We start from the raw sequence: 21,077 nt of genomic DNA, 5'->3' as shown, positions 1-21,077 counted from the left end.
ATCGTGTCCCTAGGTTCGACCGCGGGTAACACCAGTAAAGGAGATCACTTACGTGGCAGAAAAGACGTCTGACGACATCTTCAAGCTGATCAAGGACGAGAACGTCGAGTATGTCGACATTCGTTTCTGCGATCTGCCTGGTGTTGTCCAGCACTTCTCGATCCCGGCTTCGGCTTTCGACGAGAGCGTTTTCGAAGACGGCCTGGCGTTCGACGGTTCGTCGGTGCGCGGCTTCCAGTCGATTCACGAGTCCGACATGATGCTGCTGCCGGATGCCAACACCGCGCGCATCGACCCGTTCCGCGCCGCCAAGACGCTGAACATGAACTTCTTCGTGCACGACCCGTTCACGCGTGAGGCCTACTCCCGCGACCCGCGTAACGTCGCACGCAAGGCCGAGAACTACCTGGCCAGCACCGGCATCGCCGACACCTGCTACTTCGGTGCCGAGGCCGAGTTCTACATCTTCGACTCGGTGGCGTTCGACTCCAAGATGAACGGCACCTTCTACGAGGTCGACTCCGAGTCGGGCTGGTGGAACAGCGGCGAGCCCTTCGAGGCCGACGGCTCCCCCAACCGCGGCTACAAGGTCCGCCCCAAGGGTGGCTACTTCCCCGTCGCGCCGTACGACCACTACGTCGACCTGCGCGACGAGATGTCGACCAACCTGATCAACTCCGGCTTCACGCTGGAGCGCGGCCACCACGAGGTCGGCACCGCCGGCCAGGCCGAGATCAACTACAAGTTCGACACGCTGCTGGCCGCGGCCGACGATGTGCTGCTGTTCAAGTACATCATCAAGAACACCGCGTGGGCGAACGGCAAGACCGTCACCTTCATGCCGAAGCCGCTGTTCGGCGACAACGGCTCGGGCATGCACGCCCACCAGTCGCTGTGGAAGGACGGCAAGCCGCTGTTCCACGACGAGTCCGGCTACGCGGGCCTGTCCGACATGGCGCGCCACTACATCGGCGGCATCCTGCACCACGCCCCGTCGCTGCTGGCCTTCACCAACCCGACGGTGAACTCCTACAAGCGTCTGGTGCCGGGCTACGAGGCCCCGATCAACCTGGTGTACAGCCAGCGCAACCGCTCGGCGTGTGTGCGTATCCCGATCACCGGCAACAACCCGAAGGCCAAGCGCCTCGAGTTCCGTTGCCCGGACAGCTCGGGTAACCCGTACCTGGCCTTCTCGGCGATGCTCATGGCCGGTATCGACGGCATCAAGAAGAAGATCGAGCCGCTGGCCCCGGTCGACAAGGACCTCTACGAGCTGCCGCCGGACGAGGCCGCCAACATCCCGCAGGCCCCGACCTCGCTGGCTGCCGTCATCGACCGTCTCGAGCAGGATCACGACTACCTCACCGAGGGCGGCGTGTTCACCGAGGACCTGATCGAGACCTGGATCTCGTACAAGCGGGAGAACGAGATCTTGCCGGTCCAGATCCGTCCTCACCCGTACGAGTTCTCGCTCTATTACGACTGCTGAGTCCTAGCACGAGCAGGTTCTAACGCGAGCCGACACGAGAACCCCCTAACCGTCACGGTTAGGGGGTTTTCGCGTGGGGGGGTGCCGCCCACTTGCGAGCCACTCCCGCATCGAGACGGCCCCCTGGATTCGCGCCAGCACCAACCTGATGTCGGTCCGATAACCGCGGCAACAACCGGCCGCCGCGGCCGCATGCCGGTCGTACCGTCAGCCCATGACGACTCAACTCGACGCTCGGCTCTCCGTCCAGTCCCCCACCGTCATCAGCTTGTACCGCGTCGTCATGGGTTCCTGCTGACGATCCACGGCGCTCAGAAACTGTTCGCCTGGCCCATCGGTATGCCGAACAAGGCCGGCGAGCTCGTCGGCGCCGCGGTCCCGGTGGGCACCGGGCCGTTCTGGTACGGCGGTCTCATCGAGTTCGTCTTCGGTCTGCTGATCCTCACCGGTCTGTTCACCCGGATCGCCGCGTTCATCGCCTCTGGCGAGATGGCGTTCGCGTATTTCACCCAGCACCAACCGAACAGCCTGCTGCCCATCGAGAACGGTGGTGAACTCACGGTGCTGTACTGCTTCGGCTTCTTCCTGCTGGTGTTCATCGGCGGAGGCGCGTACGCACTGGATTCGATGCGCCGAAACGCCTGACGCACATCGGTGCCATGGCTCGACGCCCCCTAGGATCGAGCCATGGCTCAGCTGGACATCGAATCCCGACTCGACACTGTCGCCCCCCTCGTCCTGTCCATTTTCCGGATAGTGCTCGGCTTCCTGTTCGCGCTGCATGGCGTCACCACGCTGTTCAAGTGGCCCGTCGACACCGCGCCCGGTATGGCGTCGCCGGCCTTCGGCAGTTTCCCGGGGTGGTACGCCGGTGCCATCGAACTGATCGTCGGCATCCTGATCTTCACCGGCCTGGCCACCCGCATCGCCGCCTTCATCGGTTCCGGCGAAATGGCATTCGCGTACTTCATGGAGCATCAGCCGCATGGCCTGTTGCCCATCGTCAACGGCGGCGAGCCCGCGGTCCTCTACTGCTTTGCGCTGTTCCTGCTGGTGTTCACCGGCGGTGGGGCGCTCTCGCTCGATGCGCTGCGAAAACGCTAGCGGTCGAGTCCCAGGTCCATGCGAAAGCGCTTGAGGCCGTTGATCTTCTCGGCCAGCGTGGCTTGCGGACCGCTGTAGAACAGCCACGGCATCGTGATGTTGCCGGTGATGCCGGCCTGTGCGGCGCGCTCGAAATGCGCCGGCAGATAGGCGTCCGCCAGCGGCGTCAGGATCTCGAAACCCTCCAGCGGTAAACCGTTTTCGACGCGCAGCTCGCGCACCCGCGTCGCGGCGGCGATGGCCTGGTCGGTGGTGATCAGGTCGCCGATCCAGCCGTCGTTGCGCGCGGCCCGGCGCAGGGCGACCTCGCTGAGACCGCCGACGTAGACGGGCACCGGTGGCGGCGTTGGCTCCATCTCGAGCCGCGGCACCTGGTAGAACTCACCGTCGAACGACGTCCACCCCGGCTGCCACAGCTGCCGGATCAACTCCAGCATCTCGTCGGTGCGCTTGCCGCGGCGCTCGAAAGCCTGCCCCATCAAAGCGAATTCGTCGGCGCACCACCCCACGCCGACGCCGAACTCCACCCGGCCACCGGACAGGCAGGCCGCCGTCCCGACCGATTTCGCCACCGAGAACGGGTCGCGCATGCCCGGGATGTACACCGTGGTCACGAATTTCACCCGGCTGGTCACCTGCGCCAGCGCGCCCACCAGCACCCACGGGTCGGGCCAATGGGTGAATGGCTGCCAGCGGCGCTGTCCGTCGGACGTGTAGGGGTACGGCGTGCTCAGCGTCTCCAGGTTCACCACGTGGTCCGGGATCGCGATGCCGTCGTAGCCGAGTTCGTCTGCGGCCCGCGCGATCTCGGTCAGCTCGCCGACCTCCAGAAAGGCCAGGCTGACGTAGAACTTCACTCGCGCGCCCAGGACGGCCGGATGAAGATGCCGTCGGCTTCGACGGTGACGCCCTCGGCATCGGAAAGCGTCCCGCGCGCAAAGGTCTTGACGCCGTCCGTCCGGTCCACCCAGGCCTCGGCCCGAACCCGCCCCAGCGGGGTGCCGCGCAGATAACGCACGGTGATGATGCCGGTGAAATGCGGCTTGGTCAGTCGGGCGCTCGCGATCTCGCCGAGCAGCTGGTCCAGTACCAGGGCACAGATTCCGCCGTGCACGAGGCCGGGCGGGCCTTCATAGGGCAGCCCCAGGTCGAACTCCGCCCAGCAGCGGCCGTCCGGGCCGTCGTGGTGGGTGACCCCCATAGGAGGGGCGATGGCGTTGCGCAGCCCCACAGTGGGATTCGCATACGACAGCGGACGACCGGTGTCGGCGAGCCGCACTATCGAGGGCACCTGCTTTTCCACCGCGAGAAGTTTGTCGGCGATCGCTTCGATCTCGGCCTGGGCATCGGCGAGGGCCGTCGCGTCGACGCCGGTCCGGATTCCGGCCTCGATCAGCCGGCGGACCGCATCGGTGAACGGTTCGTACATGGCGCACTGGCGCTGGTACTCCTCGTCGGTGATCATGTCGAAGGAGGAGTTACCAATTGCCTCTGTCATGTCGCCTACTCCCCAAACACCTTGCGCACCACGGTTTTGGCGCGACGGGTCACGCGCAGATAGTTGTCCAGGAAGGCGCCGCCGTCGCCGTCCGGCCAGCCCGCGGCCGAGGCCACGGCATTGAGCTGCCGGCCCGGCCCAGGCAGCTGATCGGTGGGTTTGCCGCGCACCAGCACCAGCGCGTTGCGCGCCCTCGTGGCCGTCAGCCAGGCCTGTCGCAGGATGTCCGCTTCGTCGCCCTCGATCAGCTGAGCCGCTTCGACGGCATCCAGTGCCTCCAGAGTCGAGGTGTTGTGCAGCGTGGGAACCTGGTGCGCATAACGCAATTGGAGCAGCTGCACGGTCCACTCGACATCGGCCAGGCCACCGCGGCCCAGCTTGGTGTGGGTGTTCGGGTCGGCGCCGCGGGGCAACCGTTCGGCATCGACACGGGCCTTGATCCGCCGGATTTCGCGCACCGTGTCCGCCGACACGCCATCGGCCGGGTACCGGGTGCGGTCGATCATCAACAGGAAACGCTCACCGAGTTCCAGATCCCCGGCCACGCGATGGGCTCTCAGCAGAGCCTGAATCTCCCACGGCTGCGCCCACTGGGCGTAGTACTGCTCGTACGACGCCAAAGTCCTTACCAGCGAGCCATTTCGGCCTTCGGGACGCAGCCCGGCGTCGACCTCGAGCGGTGGATCGCTACTGGGCTGGCCCAACAACGTCCGTACCTGCTCGGCCACCCCGATTGCCCAGCGCACGGCTGCCGACTCGTCCACTGCGGCGCCCTCGACGGGTTCGCATACGAACATCACGTCCGCGTCCGACCCGTAGCCCAGCTCCCCGCCGCCGAGCCGGCCCATCCCGATGACGGCGATGCGCGCCAACGGACCATTGGTCTGCGAGTTGGCCCGGATCACCACTTCCAGCGCGGCCTGCAGCACCGCAACCCACACCGAGGTCAGGGCCTTGCAGACGTCGACCACAGGCAGCAGGCCCAGCAGGTCGGCCGAGGCGACCCGCGCCAGTTCCCGCCGCCGCAGGGTCCGCGCCGCGGCGATGGCCCGGGCCGGGTCGGCTTGCCGGCCGGCCGAGGCGACCAGCGCGCGGAACACCGCATCCGGTTCCACCTCAAGCAGTTTCGGCCCTTGCGGACCATCGGCGTACTGCTGGATGACTTCCGGCGCGCGCATCAGCAGATCCGGCACGTAGGCCGAGGTCCCGAGCACCCGCATCAATCGCTTGGCGACGGCGCTCTCGTCCCGCAGTGTGGACAGGAACCAGCGCTGGTCGGTCAGTTCCTCACTGATCCGCCGGTATGCCAGCAGACCGGCATCCGGGTCGGGGGTGTCCGACAGCCAGTCCAGCAGCGTCGGCAACAGCACCTGCTGTACGGTGCCGCGGCGGCCGCTGGCACTGGTCAGGGCCGCCAGGTGGGTCAGCGCACTTTGCGGGCCTTCGTAACCCAATGCGGCCAACTGCCTTTCGGCCGCGGCGGCGGTCAGCCTCGGGCCGAAATGGGACCCCGCTTCCAGCAACGGCTGGTAGAAGAGCTTGGCGTGCAAACGAGACACCCGCATGTTCTGCCGTTTCAGGTCCTCGCGGAGTACCCCGAGCGCGTCATGCTGACCGTCTGGCCTGATATGCGCCGCGCGGGCGAGCCAGCGCCACGTTTCGTCGTCGCCGTCCTCGGGCAGCAAGTGCGTGCGTTTGAGCCGCTGCAGCTGCAGCCGGTGCTCCAGCAGCCGCAGAAACTCGTAGGACGCAGTGAGATTCGCCGCGTCGTCGCGGCCGATGTAGCCGTGGAATCCGAGTGCCGCCAACGCGTCGATCGTCGAGGCCACGTGCAGCGAGTCGTCGTTGCGGCCGTGGACCAGCTGCAGCAACTGCACGGCGAACTCGACGTCCCGCAGTCCGCCCTTGCCGAGCTTCAATTCCCGGGACTTCACCCCGGCAGGCACCAGCTCCTCCACGCGGCGCCGCATGGCCTGCACGTCGGGCACGAAATCCTCACGGTCACAAGCGGTCCAGACCATCGGCATCAGCGCGGCGATGTACTGCTCGCCCAGCCCGGGGTCGCCCACCGCGGCACGAGCCTTCAACAGTGCCTGGAACTCCCAGGTTTTGGCCCAGCGCTGGTAGTAGGCGACGTGCGACTCCAGGGTGCGGACCAGCTGACCGGCCTTGCCTTCGGGCCGCAGTGCCGCGTCCACCTCGAAGAACGTTTCGCCCGCGAACCGCATCATCTCGCCGGCGACCCGGGTAGAGCCGGAATCAGCCGCCTCGGCAACGAAGATGATGTCGACGTCACTGACGTAATTCAGTTCGCGCGCACCGCATTTACCCATCGCGATGACCGCGAGTCGCGGTCCGGGATCGTCGCCGCACACCGTCCGGGTCGCGACCACGAGCGCAGCTCCGAGTGCGGCGTCGGCCAGATCGGACAGGTGCTCCCCCACGGCGACGAACGGCAGCACCGGTTCGTTTTCGACCGTCGGCGCCACATCCAGTGCCGCCAGCACCAGGATTCGGTCGCGGTAGTAGGTCTGCAGCGCGTGCGAAGCCCCTGCGATGCCGGCCACTTCCGCCGCCAGCCGGTCGAAGTCGTCGAGCAGCTCGGCCCGCGACGGCAACGTGACGTCGCCCTTCAGCAGACGCCACGAGACCGGGTGTGCCACCAGGTGATCGCCCAGGGCCAGCGACGACCCCAGCACGGCGAAGAGCCGGCCACGCAACGAGGTATCGGTTACCAGCAGGTCACTGAGCTCCGCCCAGTCGCCTTCCAGGGCATCGGCGATCCGCACCATGGCGCGCAGCGCGCTGTCGGCGTCAGGAGCGCGCGACAACGACCACAGCAACGGGACGTGCGCGTCGGTGTTCCAGCCGAGCCGGTCCAGATCCGCCCGGGCCGTCGGGGCCACCAACCCGAGCCGGCCGACGCTGGGCTGCGTGGGGCGCTGCGTCGCGGGGTTGGGCATCACCCGACGTTAGCGCACCACCACACCGTTACAGCGAGAGGTATTCCTTGAGCTCGAACGGTGTCACGTGGCTGCGGTAGGTCTCCCACTCGGTGCGCTTGTTGCGCAGGAAGTAGTCGAACACGTGCTCTCCCAAGGCCTCGGCCACGAGTTCCGACTTCTCCATCTCTCCGAGCGCCACACCCAGGCTCGACGGCAGCTCCTTGTAGCCCATCGCGATGCGTTCCTCGGGCGTCAGGTTCCAGACGTTGTCCTCGGCCTGCGGCCCGAGTTCGTAGCCCTTCTCGATGCCGCGCAGGCCGGCGGCGAGCAGCACCGCGAAGGCCAGGTACGGATTGCACGCCGAGTCGGGGCTGCGGACCTCGATGCGGCGCGACGACGCCTTGCGCGGCGTGTACATCGGGACCCGGACCAGAGCGGAGCGGTTGGCCGCCCCCCACGAGGCGGCGGTCGGCGCCTCACCGCCGTGCACCAGCCGCTTGTAGGAGTTCACCCACTGGTTGGTGACGGCGCTGATCTCGCTGGCGTGCGTCAGGATGCCGGCGATGAACGACTTGGCGACGTCCGAGAGCTGCAGCGGGTCGTCGGCACTGTGGAAGGCGTTGGTGTCGCCTTCGAACAGGCTCATGTGGGTGTGCATTGCCGAGCCGGGGTACTGGCTGAACGGCTTGGGCATGAAGGTGGCCCGCACGCCTTCGTTGATCGCCACTTCCTTGACCAGGTAGCGGAAGGTCATGACGTTGTCGGCCATCGACAGGGCGTCGGCGTAGCGCAGGTCGATCTCTTGCTGGCCGGGTGCGCCCTCATGGTGGCTGAACTCCACCGAGATGCCCATCGACTCGAGCGCCTCGATGGCGTGCCGGCGGAAGTTCGGCGCCGAATCGTGCACAGCCTGGTCGAAGTAGCCGCTGTTGTCGGCCGGTACCGGCACCGAGCCGTCGTTCGGGCCGGGTTCGAGCAGGAAGAACTCGATCTCCGGGTGCACGTAGCAGGAGAAGCCCAGATCGCTGGCCTTGGCCAGTTGGCGACGCAGCACGTGCCGTGAGTCGGCCCAGGACGGCGAACCGTCCGGCATGGTGATGTCGCAGAACATGCGGGCCGAGTAGTGCTTGCCGGCGCTCTTGGTGGTCCACGGCAGCACCTGGAACGTGGACGGATCGGGGCGGGCCACCATGTCGGCTTCCGAGACGCGGGCGAAGCCCTCGATCGCCGAACCGTCGAAGCCGATGCCCTCTTCGAAGGCGCCTTCCAGCTCGGCCGGCGCGATCGCCACGGACTTGAGGTATCCGAGCACGTCGGTGAACCACAGCCGGACAAAGCGAATGTCGCGTTCTTCCAGCGTGCGCAGCACGAATTCCTTCTGCCGATCCATGTCCGCAGCGTAAGCAGCAGCTGTTAAATCTGTGTTACCAAGCGGACTCTGTTCGGAATGGATCGATTGTGAGCGGAGCTGGCGAATCCTTCAGCAGTTTCATCGCCTGCGGTAATTTCATCAAGAATATTGGGCACGGCGAGCTTCGACCGCGAGGCAGCGAGGTGGGAACCATCGTTGTGGTGACCACGGCCAGTGCGAACGGAATCTGAGGTGGCGAAGGCATCCGGCGATCGTGGCCGCGAGATCGGTGTTGCGGCGTTGGCGTCGATCGGCATCGGCGGCATGGTTGGCGGCGGCATCTTCTCGGTGCTCGGTTTGACAGTGCAGGTTTCGGGCTCGGGCGCCTATGTGTCATTTCTTGTCGGTGGGGTGGTGGCGGCCCTGACGGGCTGGTCTTACGCGCGGTTGTCCGTGATGTTTCCTGACAGAGGCGGGACGGCCACCTTCTTGGATCGCGCGTTCGGCGTCCGCCTGGCCGGGCCACTGAATTTGCTGTTGTGGCTGAGCTATTTCGTGATGCTCGGCTTATATGCGGTGGCGTTCGGCTCGTATTTCGCCACGCTGATCGGAGTTGACCCGGGCGGAGTGTGGCGCCGGGCGTTTGCCACCGCAGTGATCGTCGTCTTTGCCGGGCTGAACTTGGGCGGAGCACGGTTGGTCGGCAGGGCTGAATCGGCATTGGTGTATTTCAAACTGACGGTGCTGCTGGTGTTCTGCGTCGTCGGCTTGGCATCTGTGCACGGTGAACGCGTGTCGCCGGCGACCTTCCCGCCCGCTCACGCGATCGTGTTCGGCGGAGCGCTGATCTTCCTGGGCTACGAAGGGTTTGAGCTGATCGCCAACGCAGCCGAGGACGCCCGTGATCCCGAAAAGTCCTTGCCGCGCGCGTATCTGGTGTCGATCGGAACGGTGATCTGTCTCTACGTGCTTGTCGCGTTCGTGACGGTGGGCAACCTGACACCCGATGCGATCATCGCCAAGCGCGACTACGCGCTCGCTGCCGCTGCTCAGCCTTTCCTGGGTCCGGCGGGTTTCACTCTGATCGCGGTGGCGGCCGTGGTGTCCACGGCCAGCGCAATCAACGCCACGCTCTACGGCGCAGCCAAATTTACCTTCCTGATGGCACGTGATGGCGAGCTACCCGCCAAGCTGGGCCGCCCGATCTGGAATCGCCCGATCGGTGGTCTCCTCGCCACCACCGTCGGCTCCGTGTTGATCGTCAATACGGTCGATATCGAAGGAATCAGCCTGATGGGCTCATCGGGTTTCCTCATCATTTTCGCCGCGGTCAACCTCGCCGCCGCCCGGTTCAACGGTATCGGCCTGCGACGACGGCTACCGGGCCTGGCCGGCGCCATCGCGTGCCTCTGCTGTGTCGTAGCGCTATTGGCCTACGCAATCGTCCACATCCCTGGCCAATTGGTCGCTCTGGCGGTCCTGCTCGGCGTGGCTGTCATCGCAGAGGCAATCCTGCAGCCCCGGCATGACCCAAAAGCGCGGCGCTGAGGCCTACCACCGTCGGTCATGGGCCGGCCGTGTCCCCGCCTGGCCCGGCCAGGGATGGGAGGCGTTGCGCCAACAGCTTGCGAATGGGCCCGAGTGCGGTATTCACACCGACGAACCGCGTACCCGCGTCGCGAGCACAGGCGGCCCACCGTCCGCGGCCGAACATCAGCCGGGCAAGTTGGCGCGAGTTGTTTTGGGCGGTCTCCACGCGGGGACGCTGCACGTGCTCGTAGGCGCGCAGCGCGCTCGATACCGAAGCGGCGTCACCGGAGGCCAGCGTGCGGCCCAAGACCGCCGCGGACTCCATGGCCATCGCTGCGCCGACGCCGCTTGCTCGAGACGGCCGCACGGGAGTTTGCCGCGCAAGGCTACGAGCACGCCTCACTCAACGCGATCATTCGTGACTGTGACATGAGGAAGAGCTCCTTCTACCACTACGTCGGATCGAAAGCTGCCCTGTTCGACGCCGTCATGCAGGAGGCGATGACCGAGCTGGCCCGGGTGCTCGACATCCCGGCACCGCAGGAGTTGAGCGGCCCGCACTACTGGGACACGATCACGCGGCTGGTCACCGACGTGCTGCGCGTCGCGGCTCGCGGCGATTGGTATGCCGACGCGGGCAGACTCTTCTACCTGACGGATGTGCCCGCTCAGCACAGCATGGCAATGCACAAAGTGGTCAAATCCATTGCCGCATGGGTGGATCAGGCACTAACCAGCGGGCGGGCCTGCGGCGCCGTTCGCGACGACCTGCCCCCATCGTTGCAGATAGCACTCGTCAGTGACGTTCTGCGTTGCCTCGACCACTGGTCACTTCGCCACCTGCACGAGTACCCAAAGCCCGAACAAGCCGCCATCACCCGGATGCAGATCGACACGCTGCGTCGACTACTCGCTCCCTGAACGCTGTGCCGTAGCTGCCGGATCCGGCCCGGGCGCAGCTTTCGCCCAAGGGCCATCAGCGGCCAGGCCATACGGCTGGCGATGGATCGGCACCCAAGTTCCACGAGACTCAGGATTCCCTCGCCGAACCGCGACGTGGGCTGCCAGATCGGCATCGGCATCGGCATCGGCATCGGCATCGGCATCGGCAACGGCAACGGCAACGGCAACGGCAACGGCAACGGCAACGGCAACGGCAACGGCAACGGCAACGGCAACGGCAACGGCAACGGCAACGGCAACGGCAACGGCAACGGCAACGGCAACGGCAACGGCAACGGCAACGGCAACGGCAACGGCAACGGCAACGGCAACGGCAACGGCAACGGCAACGGCAACGGCAACGGCATCGGCATCGGCATCGGCATCGGCATCGGCAACAGTATCGGCGAGCCATCGGTAAACGTCTCTGCGTCGCGAGGTCGAACGTCATGAAGGTATCGGCGCGCGCAGTGACCGGCGTGCTCGACGCACTGGGGATCTGGTTGGGCGTAGCCGTCGTAGCAACCGCCGCATCGTGTCCGCGATGCCGGTTGGCAACGCGACATCAACGCCTCGGTCGGCGACTGCGAAGGCCGCAACAACCAAAGCTAGAGCGGACTTTGGCCGCGCCGTCGGGAGGCCCGTGCTGCCCATTTGCCGAAATGACTTCACGCACAGTCGCGGTGCGCTACGACCACCGATGGGCCGCTCGGCTGCCATGATGGATCAATGCGCGGGGCGACACAGCTGACGGCCCGGTTCCACGCGACGCTGCTGTCGTCGCTGCGCGGCTATCGGCGGTCGTGGGTGGCAGGCGATTTGGGCGCGGCGATGACGTTACTGGCGATCGCGGTGCCCGAGCAGCTGGCCACCGCCCGGTTGGCGGGGATCGCGCCGCTGGCCGGGCTTTACGCATTCGTCGCGGGAACCGTGCTTTTCGCGCTGCTGGGGTCCAATCCGCAGATGTCGGTCGGTGCCGATTCAACCATTGCCCCACTGTTCGCTACCGGCATCGCGGTGTTGGCGTCTCCGGGGTCTGCGGACTACGCGGCGTTGGCCTCAATTGTCGCGGTGCTCGTCGGTGTGACCGTCGGTTTGGTCGGTGCCTTGCGGCTGGGTTGGGTGGCCGAATTCTTGTCGGCGCCCATCATCAGCGGATTCCTGGGCGGGGTGGCCGTGATCATCGCCGTGCACCAGCTACCCGATCTGATGGGCTTGCCGGCCGCCTCCGGCAACACCGTGCATCGCGCCCGCGTGGCGCTCGCTCAACTTGGTCAGATCAACGGGTGGGCACTGGCCATCGCGGTTGCCGGGTTCGCCGTTGTGGTCGTCGCAGCACTGATCGATCGCCGGCTTCCGGGTGCTTTGGTCGCGCTGGTCGGCTCGACGATTCTGGTGCGAGTGCTGGATCTGCCTGCTCGCGGCGTGGAGGTACTGGGCCCGCTGGCCCACGGTTCGCCCCACGACGCGCTGCACGTGATGTCCTGGTCGACAGTAAATGCGGCCGCTCCGATTGCCGGCGTTGTCGCCTTGGTGGTTGTCAGCCAGACCGCGGCGACGACCCGCGCGTTCGCCGACCAGGGTGGCTACCAAGTGAACGTGAACCGCGATTTTCTCGGTGTCGGGGCAGGCAACGTCGTCGCCGGCCTAATCGGCGCTTTTCCGGTCAACGCCAGCCCGCCGCGTACCGCGGCCGTAGTGGCCGCGTCTGGGCGGACCCAGCTGACGGGTCTGGTCGCCGCAGCGGCCGTCGCCGCGCTGATCCCGGCGGTCGCTCTGCTTGCCGACGTGCCGGTGGCGACACTGGCAGCGATTCTGCTCTTCATCGCCATCCGCATCCTGCCGTTACGCGATCTCATCGACATCGCCCGCTACGACCGGTTCGAATTCGCGCTAGCGCTTCTCACTCTGTTCACGGTCGCAGTGGTCGGGGTCGAACAGGGCATAGCCGTCGCAGTCGGGCTGGCCATCCTCGACCGCACGCGGCTCAGCGCCCGCCCCCACATTCAAATCCTAGGCCGCATTCCCTCCACCACCAGCTGGGCGCCGCTGTCCGCCACCGAGCACGCGGCCGAGATCCCCGGGGTGCTCGTCGTGCTGTTCGCCACCCCGCTGTGGTACGCCAACGCCGGCCATTTCCGCGCCCAGATGAGCGCTGCAATCAACCGCGGTGAACGGCCACCCCAGCTGGTCGTACTCGATACGGTCGGGATGACCGACATCGACTACACCGGATCACGGACACTGCGGCAGCTACTCGACGAGCTCGACCACCGGGGCGCGGTTTTCGCGATGGCGCGAACCAGCAAGACGGTCCACGCCGCGCTGGCCCGCAGCGGCCTGCTCGCTCGTATGGGCGAAGATCATCTATTCAGTTCGGTCGGTGAAGCCGTCGAGGCACTGCGCCCTGGAAATACCACCGATCGCCCCGGGGCCCAGCGATGATCATCGTCAAAGAATTTCACCAAATGCGGCCAGACCGGCGCCTGCTGGCGTTGATGATCCTGATCCCGCTGTTGCTGTTGGCGGCATCCGGCTACGCCGACCACTTTGATGTGACATCGTTCAAAGCCAAAGCTGTTGGACCGCAAGCAAATCCAGATGGCCGCACACCTGCACGCGCTTGACCAGTACGTTCTCGTAGTGCGATCGGTTGAACACGGCGATGCGGCTCAATTCGCCGAACGCAGACTGCTGGGCAAGCGCCGGCGATCCGGGAAAACACCGGCCAGTTCGGGACCATTGCCTCCTGACAATCGCCGCGTGCATCGATACCGTCATCCTGAAGTGCTGGCCACGACGAAGGAGGTCCCGATGATCGAGATATTGACTGGCTTTGCCAGCGATGTCGCAGCATTCGCCTGCCATGGGCATGTCACCAAGAGCGATTACCAAGACGTGCTCGTCCCGGAGGTCGAAAAGAAGCTTGCCCAGCACGACAAGGTGCGCATTTACTACGAGACTGCAACCGATTTCGCCGGCATCGATCCCGGTGCGGTATGGGAAGACACCAAGGTGGGGTTTGCGCACTGGTCCCGTTGGGAGCGCTTGGCGGTGGTCACCGATATCGACTGGATCAGCCACACGATGAAGCTCTTCGGCTTTCTGATGCCTGGCGAACTTCAAGCGTTCCCGAGCAGTCAATCCGGCGTCGCCCGGGAATGGATTGCCCAGCACTAGATTTCGCAGGCCGCGGGCCAGCCCTATGCGAAGGGATCCGGAAAGTTCCTGACATCGCACCATGACGCAGTTCGGCGCCGGTCCGGAGTCGATCACAATGCGAGCGCCACCACGGGGCCGACGATCCCGATGTCTGCGGCGACCCCGAAATACCGGCGGCCCCGTATCAGTCGCATCGGTTGTCATGGGGCCGTTGGACCCTATGCGGCTTCGGCAAACGGTGCGACAGTGAAACCGCCAACCGACAAGCAGCCGGACGTCCGGGGTCGGTGATCACTAGGTACGCCGCTACCGGGTGTTGGAGCAGACGAGGAGAGCAGGTTGACCGAGGCCGCCGACAAGCTCGTCGACCTGCCGCTGCACGAGGTGCTGGCCGAATTAGACAGTTCCGCAGCGGGTTTGACGGCCGCCGAGGTAATGCAGCGATTGCAGCACTACGGCCCGAACGAGATCGCCGAGCGCCGCAGTAATCCGATACTGGTGTTTCTGGGGTACTTCTGGGCGCCGATTCCGTGGATGATCGAAGTTGCCCTGCTGTTATCGGTATTGGCTCGGCATTGGACCGACGCGGTGATCATCGCGGTGCTGCTGATGATGAACGGACTGGTCGCATTCGTCGAAGAGCACCAGGCTGCCAGCGCAATTGCCGCGCTCAAAAAGCGCCTCGCCACCTCAGCACGGGCACTGCGCGACGGCGCGTGGGTGACAGTCGCGGTGCGCGACCTGGTGCCCGGTGACGTGGTGCGGGTCCGCATTGGTGACGTCATCCCCGCTGATTTGCGGGTGCTCGACGAAGTCACCCTGGAGGTTGATCAATCCGCGCTGACCGGGGAGTCGCTCGCTGTCACCCGCAACTACGGACAGCGCCTGCTGTCGGGCTCGGTGCTGGTGCGCGGGGAGGCCGACGCGCTGGTCTGTGAGACCGGGGCGTCGTCGTACATGGGCACCACCACCGCCCTGGTGGAAACCGCCGGGACGGTCAGCCATTTCCAGCGGGCCGTGCTGCGGATCGGTAACTACTTGATCGTCATCGCTGTCGCGCTGGTGGCGCTGACGGTCGCGGTGTCGCTGGTCCGCGGAAATCCGGTGCTACAGACCCTCGAGTTCGCCTTGGTGGTCACCATCGCATCGATCCCGGTGGCGCTGCCAGCAGTGCTGTCGGTGACCATGGCTGTCGGGGCCCGCCAACTGGCACACCGGCAGGCGGTGGTCAGCCACTTGCCGGCAGTCGAGGAACTTGGCGGCATCGACGTGTTGTGTGCCGACAAGACGGGCACGCTGACCCAGAACCGGCTCGCCGTCGCCACCCTGTGGGCCGCACCCGGCGTGAGCGAGCAGGACCTACTCGCCGCGGCGGCGCTGGCCTCGCGCGCCGAGGACAACGACCTCATCGATCTGGCTGTGCTGGCCGCCGCCGGCCGGCCGCCGACAGCGCACGTGGAGAAGTTCATCCCGTTCGATCCGGTGAGCAAGCGCACCGAAGTGGCGGTCCGGGACCTCGCCGGGCATCGGTTTCGGGCCAGCAAGGGCGCCCCGCAGATCATCGCCGCCCTCTGCGCGCACGACACCACCAGCGGTCACGTCGATGACGTGGTCAATCGCTTTGCTGCTCAAGGCTTTCGATCCCTTGGCGTGGCCCGAACCGATGGGCAGGGAACCTGGCGGCTGGCGGGCGTGCTCGCGTTGGCCGATCCACCTCGCGAGGACTCCGCCGAAACAATCAGTGCGGCACAAGGATTGGGCATCGAGGTCAAGATGGTCACCGGCGACCAGGTCGCCATCGGCCGCGAGATTGCCCGCCGGGTCGGGCTCGGAGATCGCATTCTCGATGCTGCGAGCCTGGACACTGCCGACGGCCGGGACGAGTTGGCGAGCCGCGTGGCGTCCGCCGACGGATTTGCACAGGTGTTTCCCGAGCACAAGTACCGCATCGTGAGACTGCTGCAGGCTCAGGGGCATATCGTCGGGATGACCGGCGACGGTGTCAACGACGCGCCCGCGCTCAAACAGGCCGATGCCGGGATCGCGGTGGACGGTGCCACCGATGCCGCCCGCGCCGCCGCCGATGTGGTACTGCTCGCCCCCGGGCTGTCGGTGATCGTGACCGCAATCCGGCAGGCCCGCGAGATCTTTGCCCGGATGACCAGCTACGCCACCTACCGCATCACCGAAACCATCCGGGTCCTGCTGCTGGTCACCCTGGCCGTGGTGTTCATGAACTTCTTCCCGGTCACCGCGGTGATGATCGTGTTTTTGGCGGTGCTCAACGACGGCGCCATCCTGACCATCGCCTACGATCACGTCCGCGGCTCCCCCAGACCGGCCGCGTGGGACTTGCGCGGAGTGCTGACGATTGCCACCGTGCTCGGCGTCATCGGTGTCGCCGCAACGTTTTTGCTGTTCGTCCTCGCCGACAAAGTCTTCGGGCTGAGCCAAGACATGATCCGCACGCTGATCTATCTCAAGCTATCGGTTGCAGGTCACCTCACCATCTTTCTGACCCGGGCCCGCGGCCCGCTGTGGTCGCGGCCCGCGCCCGCACCTGTGCTGCTCGGGGCGGTCTTCGGCACCCAGGCCATCGCCACGCTGATCGCCGTCTACGGGGTAATGATGACGCCGCTGGGCTGGGGCTGGGCCGGCCTCGTGTGGGCTTATGCGCTCGGCTGGTTCCTGATCAATGACCGGATCAAGCTGGCTGCCTATCGCTGGCTCGACCGCCGCAGCACGCCGCCGGCGAACGACACCTGACATCGAAAGCATTGGCATTCAGCACTATTCAGACCAACGCCGACTGCGGAAAAGTTGTGACATTGGGCTCTTATCACGAGGCCTCGTTCGGGCAGACGATGACAAGGTCCCGACGGAGGAGGAGAACATCATGCTGGAATGCACATTGGACAAAGAGCAATCGATCGTGCTGATCCATCCCAAATCCGCGCTCGACACGAACGACTTCACCGAGCTGGCGAAAATAGTGGACCCCCAGATCGAAGCCAACGGCGATCTGGCCGGCGCGATCATCGACGCCCCCACCTTTCCCGGCTGGGACAGCTTCGGCGCGATAATCAGCCATATCAGGTTCATCCAGGAACATCACAAGCATGTCAAGAAGATTGCCGTCGTCACCGACTCACACGTAGGCGACCTGGCTCAATTGCTGGGTGGCCACTTGGTCGCGGCGCAGGTTCGTCAGTTCCCAGCCGGCCAGGTCGACCAAGCACGAGACTGGATCACCGGCAGCGCGTAGCGTCACGCCGGCGCACCCTCATCCTCGAATCCCGTAGCGGGACAACTCATTGAGCACCGCGTGCTCGACGTGCGGCGCGCCGCGCGCCACCGATCCGCCAACATAGCGCGCGTCACCGCCGATATCGCTGACATACAGTTCGATGGCGAGGCCGCACACGAACGGTCGAGACCCGACACCCTGCACCACGCCGTGCACGTCAATCCCCGACACGGCACTGACCCAACATGATCGGCAACGCCACGTTGTTAACGCTGGAACGCGGCAAGCCGCACCTCTAAAGGCTTAGGTCCCCCGATGGGCCCGTCAGGCGCAATGCCCGCGAACCGCCGGGACTCGGATTGTTGGACCGATGTGTGCGCGGACCTTCAGCTTTCTCATGGTGCCGCTACACCGGCGGCGTAAGAATCGTAAATCTGATGGGCCTGCGGGTCCGGACCAGTCGCAGGGCTGCCGAGTTTCAGACGCCGAGGCGGCGCGCAAGCGGGCTGATGGTCGGCCTGGTCTTATCGAGGAGCGCCAATGACACGAGCCTTGATCCTCGGCACCAGCGTCGCGAACCATACATCCGCCCGGCATCTGCACCGCAGACCTACCGGGTACACGAGATCGTCATGATCTCACCAACACCGATTCGAAGCTGGATCTCTAACCCGCGCCCAAGATAGTTGCAATCTGCAATAGTTGCAGTAGCATTTTATGCAATGGTCAAGCGTCAACCTGTTGTCATCACGGTCGATGCTTACGCACGACCTGACGCATCCGCGAGGCACGGAGAGGACGACAGTGGTGAAGATCGTGAAAAACGTCAGACCCCCGGCGGGATTGAGCAGATTCCTGTATCGGCTACCCATTTACGTCTATCGAGCTCACCTTGGATGGGTGTTCGGGAAACGTATTTTATTGCTCCATCACCTGGGACGAGTGTCCGGCAAGCCGCGCCTGGCGGTCCTGGAGGTCGCCGAATACGATTGCACGAATGACAGTTTCGTCGTCGCCTCGGGATGGGGACCGAGCGCCGCGTGGTACCAAAACGTGATGCACACACCGGACGTCACCATCGACGTGGCGCGGCGGACCATTCCCGTCACAGCGATGGCCCTGGACACCGACGAGGGGGCGGACGTCTTCGCCCGCTATGCGATGCGTCATCGCCTGATGGCGAAGCTGGCCCTCCCCCGGGTAATGGGCTTCTCAGTCGACGGGTCCGAAACCGACTTTCGCGAGGCTGGGCGACACATGCCCTTCGTCCGGTTTGTCCCGCGTACCCCGGTAACACCCGATTGACCTTCGACACGCAGTGTCGCGGGAGGCCGAGCCTCGGATCGGCTCGGTAACGGCCGCGTGGCGCTCCAGCACCGACGCGCCCTGCTTGTCTGGCGGCATCGCACATGCGAGCCACGCTGACCTGTGCCGGACTGCCTCAACCGCACTCATCATGCATTGACTGGTGGTTGCGATGACCAGTGGCGAGGCGGCGGCTCGTTCGACAGAATTGGCGATGGTCGCCTCTTCGCTGCGCTATCGACCCCGGCGCCACTGCTTTGCGCGACCCAGATGCCGACCCGAGCGAGCCGGGTTCCGCTAGGCTCCTCATCTTGGTGCGCCGGGAAGTCTGGTCGGCAGTGTTCTTGCCGACCCCTGATTGCCGAGGACGCCCATGGTGACACTTCTTCACTCGCGACCGATCTTGTTGCTGGCATTCGCCTTTGCCGTCATGGCCGATCCGGTGTCCTCGGTGGCGTATGCGATCGAGGCGGCGCTGCGTGCGCTCGACGGCAATCTGGCGTTGTTGATTCCGGCGATGTCCGCGGTGGTGCTGATCATCGCCCTAGTGGTGATCAACTACCAGCAACTGATTGCGCGGTATCCGCGTGGTGGCGGGGCCTCCGCGGCGACCGGTGAGGCCTTCGGCGAGGGCTGGGCGTTCCTACCGATCGGTGCCCTCATCGTCGATTTTGTCCTGACCATCGCGATCAGTGTCGCCGCCGGGGCCTCAGCCATCATCGCCTACGTCCCCGTATTGGCCCCATACCGGATCATTCTGTCCGTGGGGCTCGCGGTGCTGGTCGGTACCGCCACCTGGTTCGGCCACCTCGGCCGCATCGTGTTCGCAGCCATGACCATCGCCTTCGTCGCCGTCACCACAGTCGTTTTGTTGTACGGAATCGTCGCCGAGCCACAGGCGACTACGTCCCCATCGATGTCAGGTCATGCCAGCCACGGCGCGATTTTCGCGGTGGTGCTCGCCTTCCCGGTTGCGATGGCCCTCGCGACCGGCGTTGAAGCCCCGTCATCGGCGATTGCCCAACTGGGCCAACTCGACGACCGTGGACGTCACCAGTTCGGCAAGATCACCCTGTGGCTCACACTGGGCATCGTCGGCACACTCACCATGGGGTTGACCATCGAAGCGCGCCTGCTCAACATTGGCATCCCACCCGAGAACAGCACCCAGATCGCCGAACTCGCCCGCCACTGCGCACCAGGCGCCGTATTCGCCGCCTTCCAGCTCGTCACCGCGCTGCTGCTGCTGTCGGCAGCCAGCTCATCGTTCCAGGCCGGGCCCGGCCTGTTGAAAGCGCTGGCCCGCACCACACACGGCACCGGCATCCTGCCGGGATTTTTCGGTCGCACGAACACCCACCACACCCCGTACTGGGGAGTGCTGTTTTTCACCATCATCTCGGTGGCCGCGACGATCGCAGCGGGCGGAAACGACCAAACGCTTGTGCTCTATTACGCGGTGTCAGTGTTCCTCAGCTTCTTGGCCGGTCTGATCGCCATGGCCTACTTCTCCTACCACGAAAGCAACCGCGGCCATCTTGTGCTCAACGCCACGGGCGCCGCCGTCGTGTTCTTCGTCCTGGTCATCAACCTGGGCCGCGGCTATCCGGTCGTCAGCCTCGCCGCCACCGTGCTGATCGCGGCGGTGCTGTGGCGATTGTGGATCAAGGCCGGCCGGCCTCGTGGTATCCGCGATGCCGAGGCCAGGGCCGAGGCCGCACCAGAGGAGCCGAACAGGCGCCCTCGCCAATAGAACGCGTGGGTTGCGGTCGGTTAACCCAGGGCGGATTGCAGATCTCGTTGCGCTGCCAACGGGTTTTTGTGAATACGCAGTGCCACGGCTCCAATACTGTCCTGCCGCTGCGCTATTCACCACACTGCCGGCAATTGACGATGGCCCCTATCCGCCAGGCCACGGCAGCGGCCGGACCGTGAAAATTTCGGTAGCATCATGCAATAGTTGCCAGATGCGGTAATGGATTGTCTTCGCGACGAGGCGAGGCGGGCGGGAATTTGTCACCGGCGGTATCCAATGGTAGCCAACGTGGGGCCGTTGGCAGGCCTGCTGGGCCTGCCATATTGCCCGATCACACCGATCTTCCCGCTGGCGGGCCCGCTAGGCTTGGTGCCGTTGCCGTTGCCGTCCAAGTGGTACATCGAGTTCGGCACGCCGATCACCACATCGGCGACTGCGACTAGACGGTTCAACATTTGGTAGCGCCTCTCGAAGTTGTCAACGGTGAAATTCTCTGGCCTGTAATGAAATACGGGCGCCTCTCGCATTTCGGGCAGATACGGCAAGAATCCTGCGTCTAAGGTGATTTCGTCGTTTCGGGGTACTGCTGTGCGGGAGCTGATGGCCGCAGTGTTCAGTTGGTCATGTGCTGCGCCCGCGTTTCACTCAGTGAGTTGTGTTCGGGCGGAAAGGATGTGTGCGGGTGTGCCAGGCGACCACGAGTCCGACGGCGTGTCGTCGCAACAGTCGGCGATCCAGCTCGACGGGG

The 21,077-nt window shown here is 65.3% G+C and carries 19 protein-coding genes and 2 pseudogenes; 14 read left to right on the top strand and 7 right to left on the bottom strand.

Annotation, left to right across the window (positions count from 1 at the left end):
- The first annotated feature begins 52 nt into the window (after positions 1-52).
- The 3 genes and pseudogenes from glnA (ACX12F_RS09450) to ACX12F_RS09440 all read left to right on the top strand — a co-directional run bounded on the left by glnA (ACX12F_RS09450) (position 53) and on the right by ACX12F_RS09440 (position 2,593).
- Positions 53-1,489: a type I glutamate--ammonia ligase gene (gene glnA, locus ACX12F_RS09450; protein ID WP_064859254.1), complete on the top strand. Its 1,437-nt coding sequence runs from the start codon at positions 53-55 to the stop codon at positions 1,487-1,489.
- Between the two features lie 214 nt (positions 1,490-1,703).
- Positions 1,704-2,134, top strand: a pseudogene (locus ACX12F_RS09445) (DoxX family protein).
- 42 nt (positions 2,135-2,176) lie between these two features.
- Entirely contained in the window at positions 2,177-2,593 is a 417-nt protein-coding gene (locus tag ACX12F_RS09440) for a DoxX family protein (RefSeq protein ID WP_459369322.1), read from the top strand.
- Here ACX12F_RS09440 and ACX12F_RS09435 read toward each other — a convergent pair.
- Genes ACX12F_RS09435 through glnA (ACX12F_RS09420) form a run of 4 tightly spaced genes read right to left on the bottom strand, consistent with a single transcriptional unit; the run spans position 2,590 to position 8,426 of the window.
- Positions 2,590-3,450 (bottom strand): TIGR03619 family F420-dependent LLM class oxidoreductase, encoded by an 861-nt coding sequence (locus tag ACX12F_RS09435; RefSeq protein ID WP_459369321.1) that lies wholly within the window; start codon positions 3,448-3,450, stop codon positions 2,590-2,592. The genes ACX12F_RS09440 and ACX12F_RS09435 overlap by 4 nt on opposite strands.
- Entirely contained in the window at positions 3,447-4,091 is a 645-nt protein-coding gene (locus ACX12F_RS09430) for a PaaI family thioesterase (RefSeq protein WP_459369320.1), read from the bottom strand. The genes ACX12F_RS09435 and ACX12F_RS09430 overlap by 4 nt, the downstream gene beginning before the upstream one ends.
- A 5-nt stretch (positions 4,092-4,096) precedes the next feature.
- On the bottom strand, positions 4,097-7,054 hold the full coding sequence (locus ACX12F_RS09425) for a bifunctional [glutamine synthetase] adenylyltransferase/[glutamine synthetase]-adenylyl-L-tyrosine phosphorylase (RefSeq protein ID WP_459369319.1): 2,958 nt from the start codon (positions 7,052-7,054) through the stop codon (positions 4,097-4,099).
- Between the two features lie 28 nt (positions 7,055-7,082).
- Positions 7,083-8,426, bottom strand: a complete 1,344-nt coding sequence (glnA, locus tag ACX12F_RS09420) for a type I glutamate--ammonia ligase (protein ID WP_459369318.1) — start codon at positions 8,424-8,426, stop codon at positions 7,083-7,085.
- 213 nt (positions 8,427-8,639) lie between these two features.
- On the opposite strand from glnA (ACX12F_RS09420), the gene ACX12F_RS09415 reads away from it, so the two are divergent.
- A complete protein-coding gene (locus ACX12F_RS09415) occupies positions 8,640-9,935 on the top strand; it encodes an APC family permease (protein ID WP_459369317.1) in 1,296 nt (431 codons plus the stop codon).
- A gap of 16 nt (positions 9,936-9,951) precedes the next feature.
- On the opposite strand, the gene ACX12F_RS09410 is transcribed toward ACX12F_RS09415, so the two are convergent.
- Positions 9,952-10,248, bottom strand: a complete 297-nt coding sequence (locus tag ACX12F_RS09410; protein WP_459369316.1) for an FAD-dependent monooxygenase family protein — start codon at positions 10,246-10,248, stop codon at positions 9,952-9,954.
- A 17-nt stretch (positions 10,249-10,265) separates the two neighbouring features.
- On the opposite strand from ACX12F_RS09410, the pseudogene ACX12F_RS09405 reads away from it, so the two are divergent.
- The 8 genes and pseudogenes from ACX12F_RS09405 to ACX12F_RS09370 all read left to right on the top strand — a co-directional run.
- Positions 10,266-10,346: pseudogene (locus ACX12F_RS09405) on the top strand (hypothetical protein); the annotation flags it as partial.
- On the top strand, positions 10,347-10,838 hold the full coding sequence (locus ACX12F_RS09400; protein ID WP_459370584.1) for a TetR/AcrR family transcriptional regulator: 492 nt from the start codon (positions 10,347-10,349) through the stop codon (positions 10,836-10,838).
- Between the two features lie 81 nt (positions 10,839-10,919).
- A complete protein-coding gene (locus ACX12F_RS09395; RefSeq protein ID WP_459369315.1) occupies positions 10,920-11,312 on the top strand; it encodes a hypothetical protein in 393 nt (130 codons plus the stop codon).
- 276 nt (positions 11,313-11,588) lie between these two features.
- Positions 11,589-13,304, top strand: a complete 1,716-nt coding sequence (locus ACX12F_RS09390; RefSeq protein ID WP_459369314.1) for a SulP family inorganic anion transporter — start codon at positions 11,589-11,591, stop codon at positions 13,302-13,304.
- Positions 13,301-13,486, top strand: coding sequence for a hypothetical protein (locus ACX12F_RS09385; protein ID WP_459369313.1), 186 nt, complete (start codon positions 13,301-13,303; stop codon positions 13,484-13,486). Before ACX12F_RS09390 ends, ACX12F_RS09385 begins: the two co-directional genes overlap by 4 nt.
- Positions 13,461-14,039, top strand: coding sequence for a SpoIIAA family protein (locus ACX12F_RS09380; RefSeq protein WP_459369312.1), 579 nt, complete (start codon positions 13,461-13,463; stop codon positions 14,037-14,039). The genes ACX12F_RS09385 and ACX12F_RS09380 overlap by 26 nt, the downstream gene beginning before the upstream one ends.
- Positions 14,040-14,360: 321 nt before the next feature.
- Positions 14,361-16,787, top strand: a complete 2,427-nt coding sequence (locus ACX12F_RS09375) for a plasma-membrane proton-efflux P-type ATPase (RefSeq protein WP_459369311.1) — start codon at positions 14,361-14,363, stop codon at positions 16,785-16,787.
- On the top strand, positions 16,717-17,286 hold the full coding sequence (locus tag ACX12F_RS09370; RefSeq protein WP_459369310.1) for a SpoIIAA family protein: 570 nt from the start codon (positions 16,717-16,719) through the stop codon (positions 17,284-17,286). Before ACX12F_RS09375 ends, ACX12F_RS09370 begins: the two co-directional genes overlap by 71 nt.
- 18 nt (positions 17,287-17,304) lie before the next feature.
- On the opposite strand, the gene ACX12F_RS09365 is transcribed toward ACX12F_RS09370, so the two are convergent.
- Entirely contained in the window at positions 17,305-17,499 is a 195-nt protein-coding gene (locus tag ACX12F_RS09365; RefSeq protein WP_459369309.1) for a hypothetical protein, read from the bottom strand.
- A gap of 576 nt (positions 17,500-18,075) precedes the next feature.
- On the opposite strand from ACX12F_RS09365, the gene ACX12F_RS09360 reads away from it, so the two are divergent.
- Positions 18,076-18,573, top strand: a complete 498-nt coding sequence (locus ACX12F_RS09360) for a nitroreductase family deazaflavin-dependent oxidoreductase (protein ID WP_459369308.1) — start codon at positions 18,076-18,078, stop codon at positions 18,571-18,573.
- Between the two features lie 373 nt (positions 18,574-18,946).
- Complete coding sequence (locus ACX12F_RS09355; RefSeq protein WP_459369307.1) at positions 18,947-20,326, top strand: APC family permease; 1,380 nt, start codon at positions 18,947-18,949, stop codon at positions 20,324-20,326.
- Between the two features lie 263 nt (positions 20,327-20,589).
- Here the strand turns inward: ACX12F_RS09355 and ACX12F_RS09350 are convergent, their stop codons facing one another.
- A complete protein-coding gene (locus tag ACX12F_RS09350) occupies positions 20,590-20,784 on the bottom strand; it encodes a hypothetical protein (protein ID WP_459370583.1) in 195 nt (64 codons plus the stop codon).
- Positions 20,785-21,077: the final 293 nt, after the last annotated feature.

It is taken from the genome of Mycolicibacterium sp. HS_4_1 (genome assembly GCF_054515875.1).
This window is presented reverse-complemented; position numbering and strand designations above follow the sequence as displayed.

What these genes read in the sequence shown, in the direction of transcription:
- ACX12F_RS09440 (WP_459369322.1), top strand. Translation starts at nt 2,177, where the DNA reads ATGGCTCAGCTGGACATCGAATCCCGACTCGACACTGTCGCCCCCCTC.
- ACX12F_RS09430 (WP_459369320.1), bottom strand. Translation starts at nt 4,091, where the DNA reads ATGACAGAGGCAATTGGTAACTCCTCCTTCGACATGATCACCGACGAG.
- ACX12F_RS09425 (WP_459369319.1), bottom strand. Translation starts at nt 7,054, where the DNA reads ATGCCCAACCCCGCGACGCAGCGCCCCACGCAGCCCAGCGTCGGCCGG.
- glnA (WP_459369318.1), bottom strand. Translation starts at nt 8,426, where the DNA reads ATGGATCGGCAGAAGGAATTCGTGCTGCGCACGCTGGAAGAACGCGAC.
- ACX12F_RS09410 (WP_459369316.1), bottom strand. Translation starts at nt 10,248, where the DNA reads ATGGCCATGGAGTCCGCGGCGGTCTTGGGCCGCACGCTGGCCTCCGGT.
- ACX12F_RS09400 (WP_459370584.1), top strand. Translation starts at nt 10,347, where the DNA reads ATGAGGAAGAGCTCCTTCTACCACTACGTCGGATCGAAAGCTGCCCTG.
- ACX12F_RS09395 (WP_459369315.1), top strand. Translation starts at nt 10,920, where the DNA reads ATGGATCGGCACCCAAGTTCCACGAGACTCAGGATTCCCTCGCCGAAC.
- ACX12F_RS09390 (WP_459369314.1), top strand. Translation starts at nt 11,589, where the DNA reads ATGCGCGGGGCGACACAGCTGACGGCCCGGTTCCACGCGACGCTGCTG.
- ACX12F_RS09385 (WP_459369313.1), top strand. Translation starts at nt 13,301, where the DNA reads ATGATCATCGTCAAAGAATTTCACCAAATGCGGCCAGACCGGCGCCTG.
- ACX12F_RS09380 (WP_459369312.1), top strand. Translation starts at nt 13,461, where the DNA reads ATGGCCGCACACCTGCACGCGCTTGACCAGTACGTTCTCGTAGTGCGA.
- ACX12F_RS09370 (WP_459369310.1), top strand. Translation starts at nt 16,717, where the DNA reads ATGACCGGATCAAGCTGGCTGCCTATCGCTGGCTCGACCGCCGCAGCA.
- ACX12F_RS09355 (WP_459369307.1), top strand. Translation starts at nt 18,947, where the DNA reads ATGGTGACACTTCTTCACTCGCGACCGATCTTGTTGCTGGCATTCGCC.
- ACX12F_RS09350 (WP_459370583.1), bottom strand. Translation starts at nt 20,784, where the DNA reads ATGTTGAACCGTCTAGTCGCAGTCGCCGATGTGGTGATCGGCGTGCCG.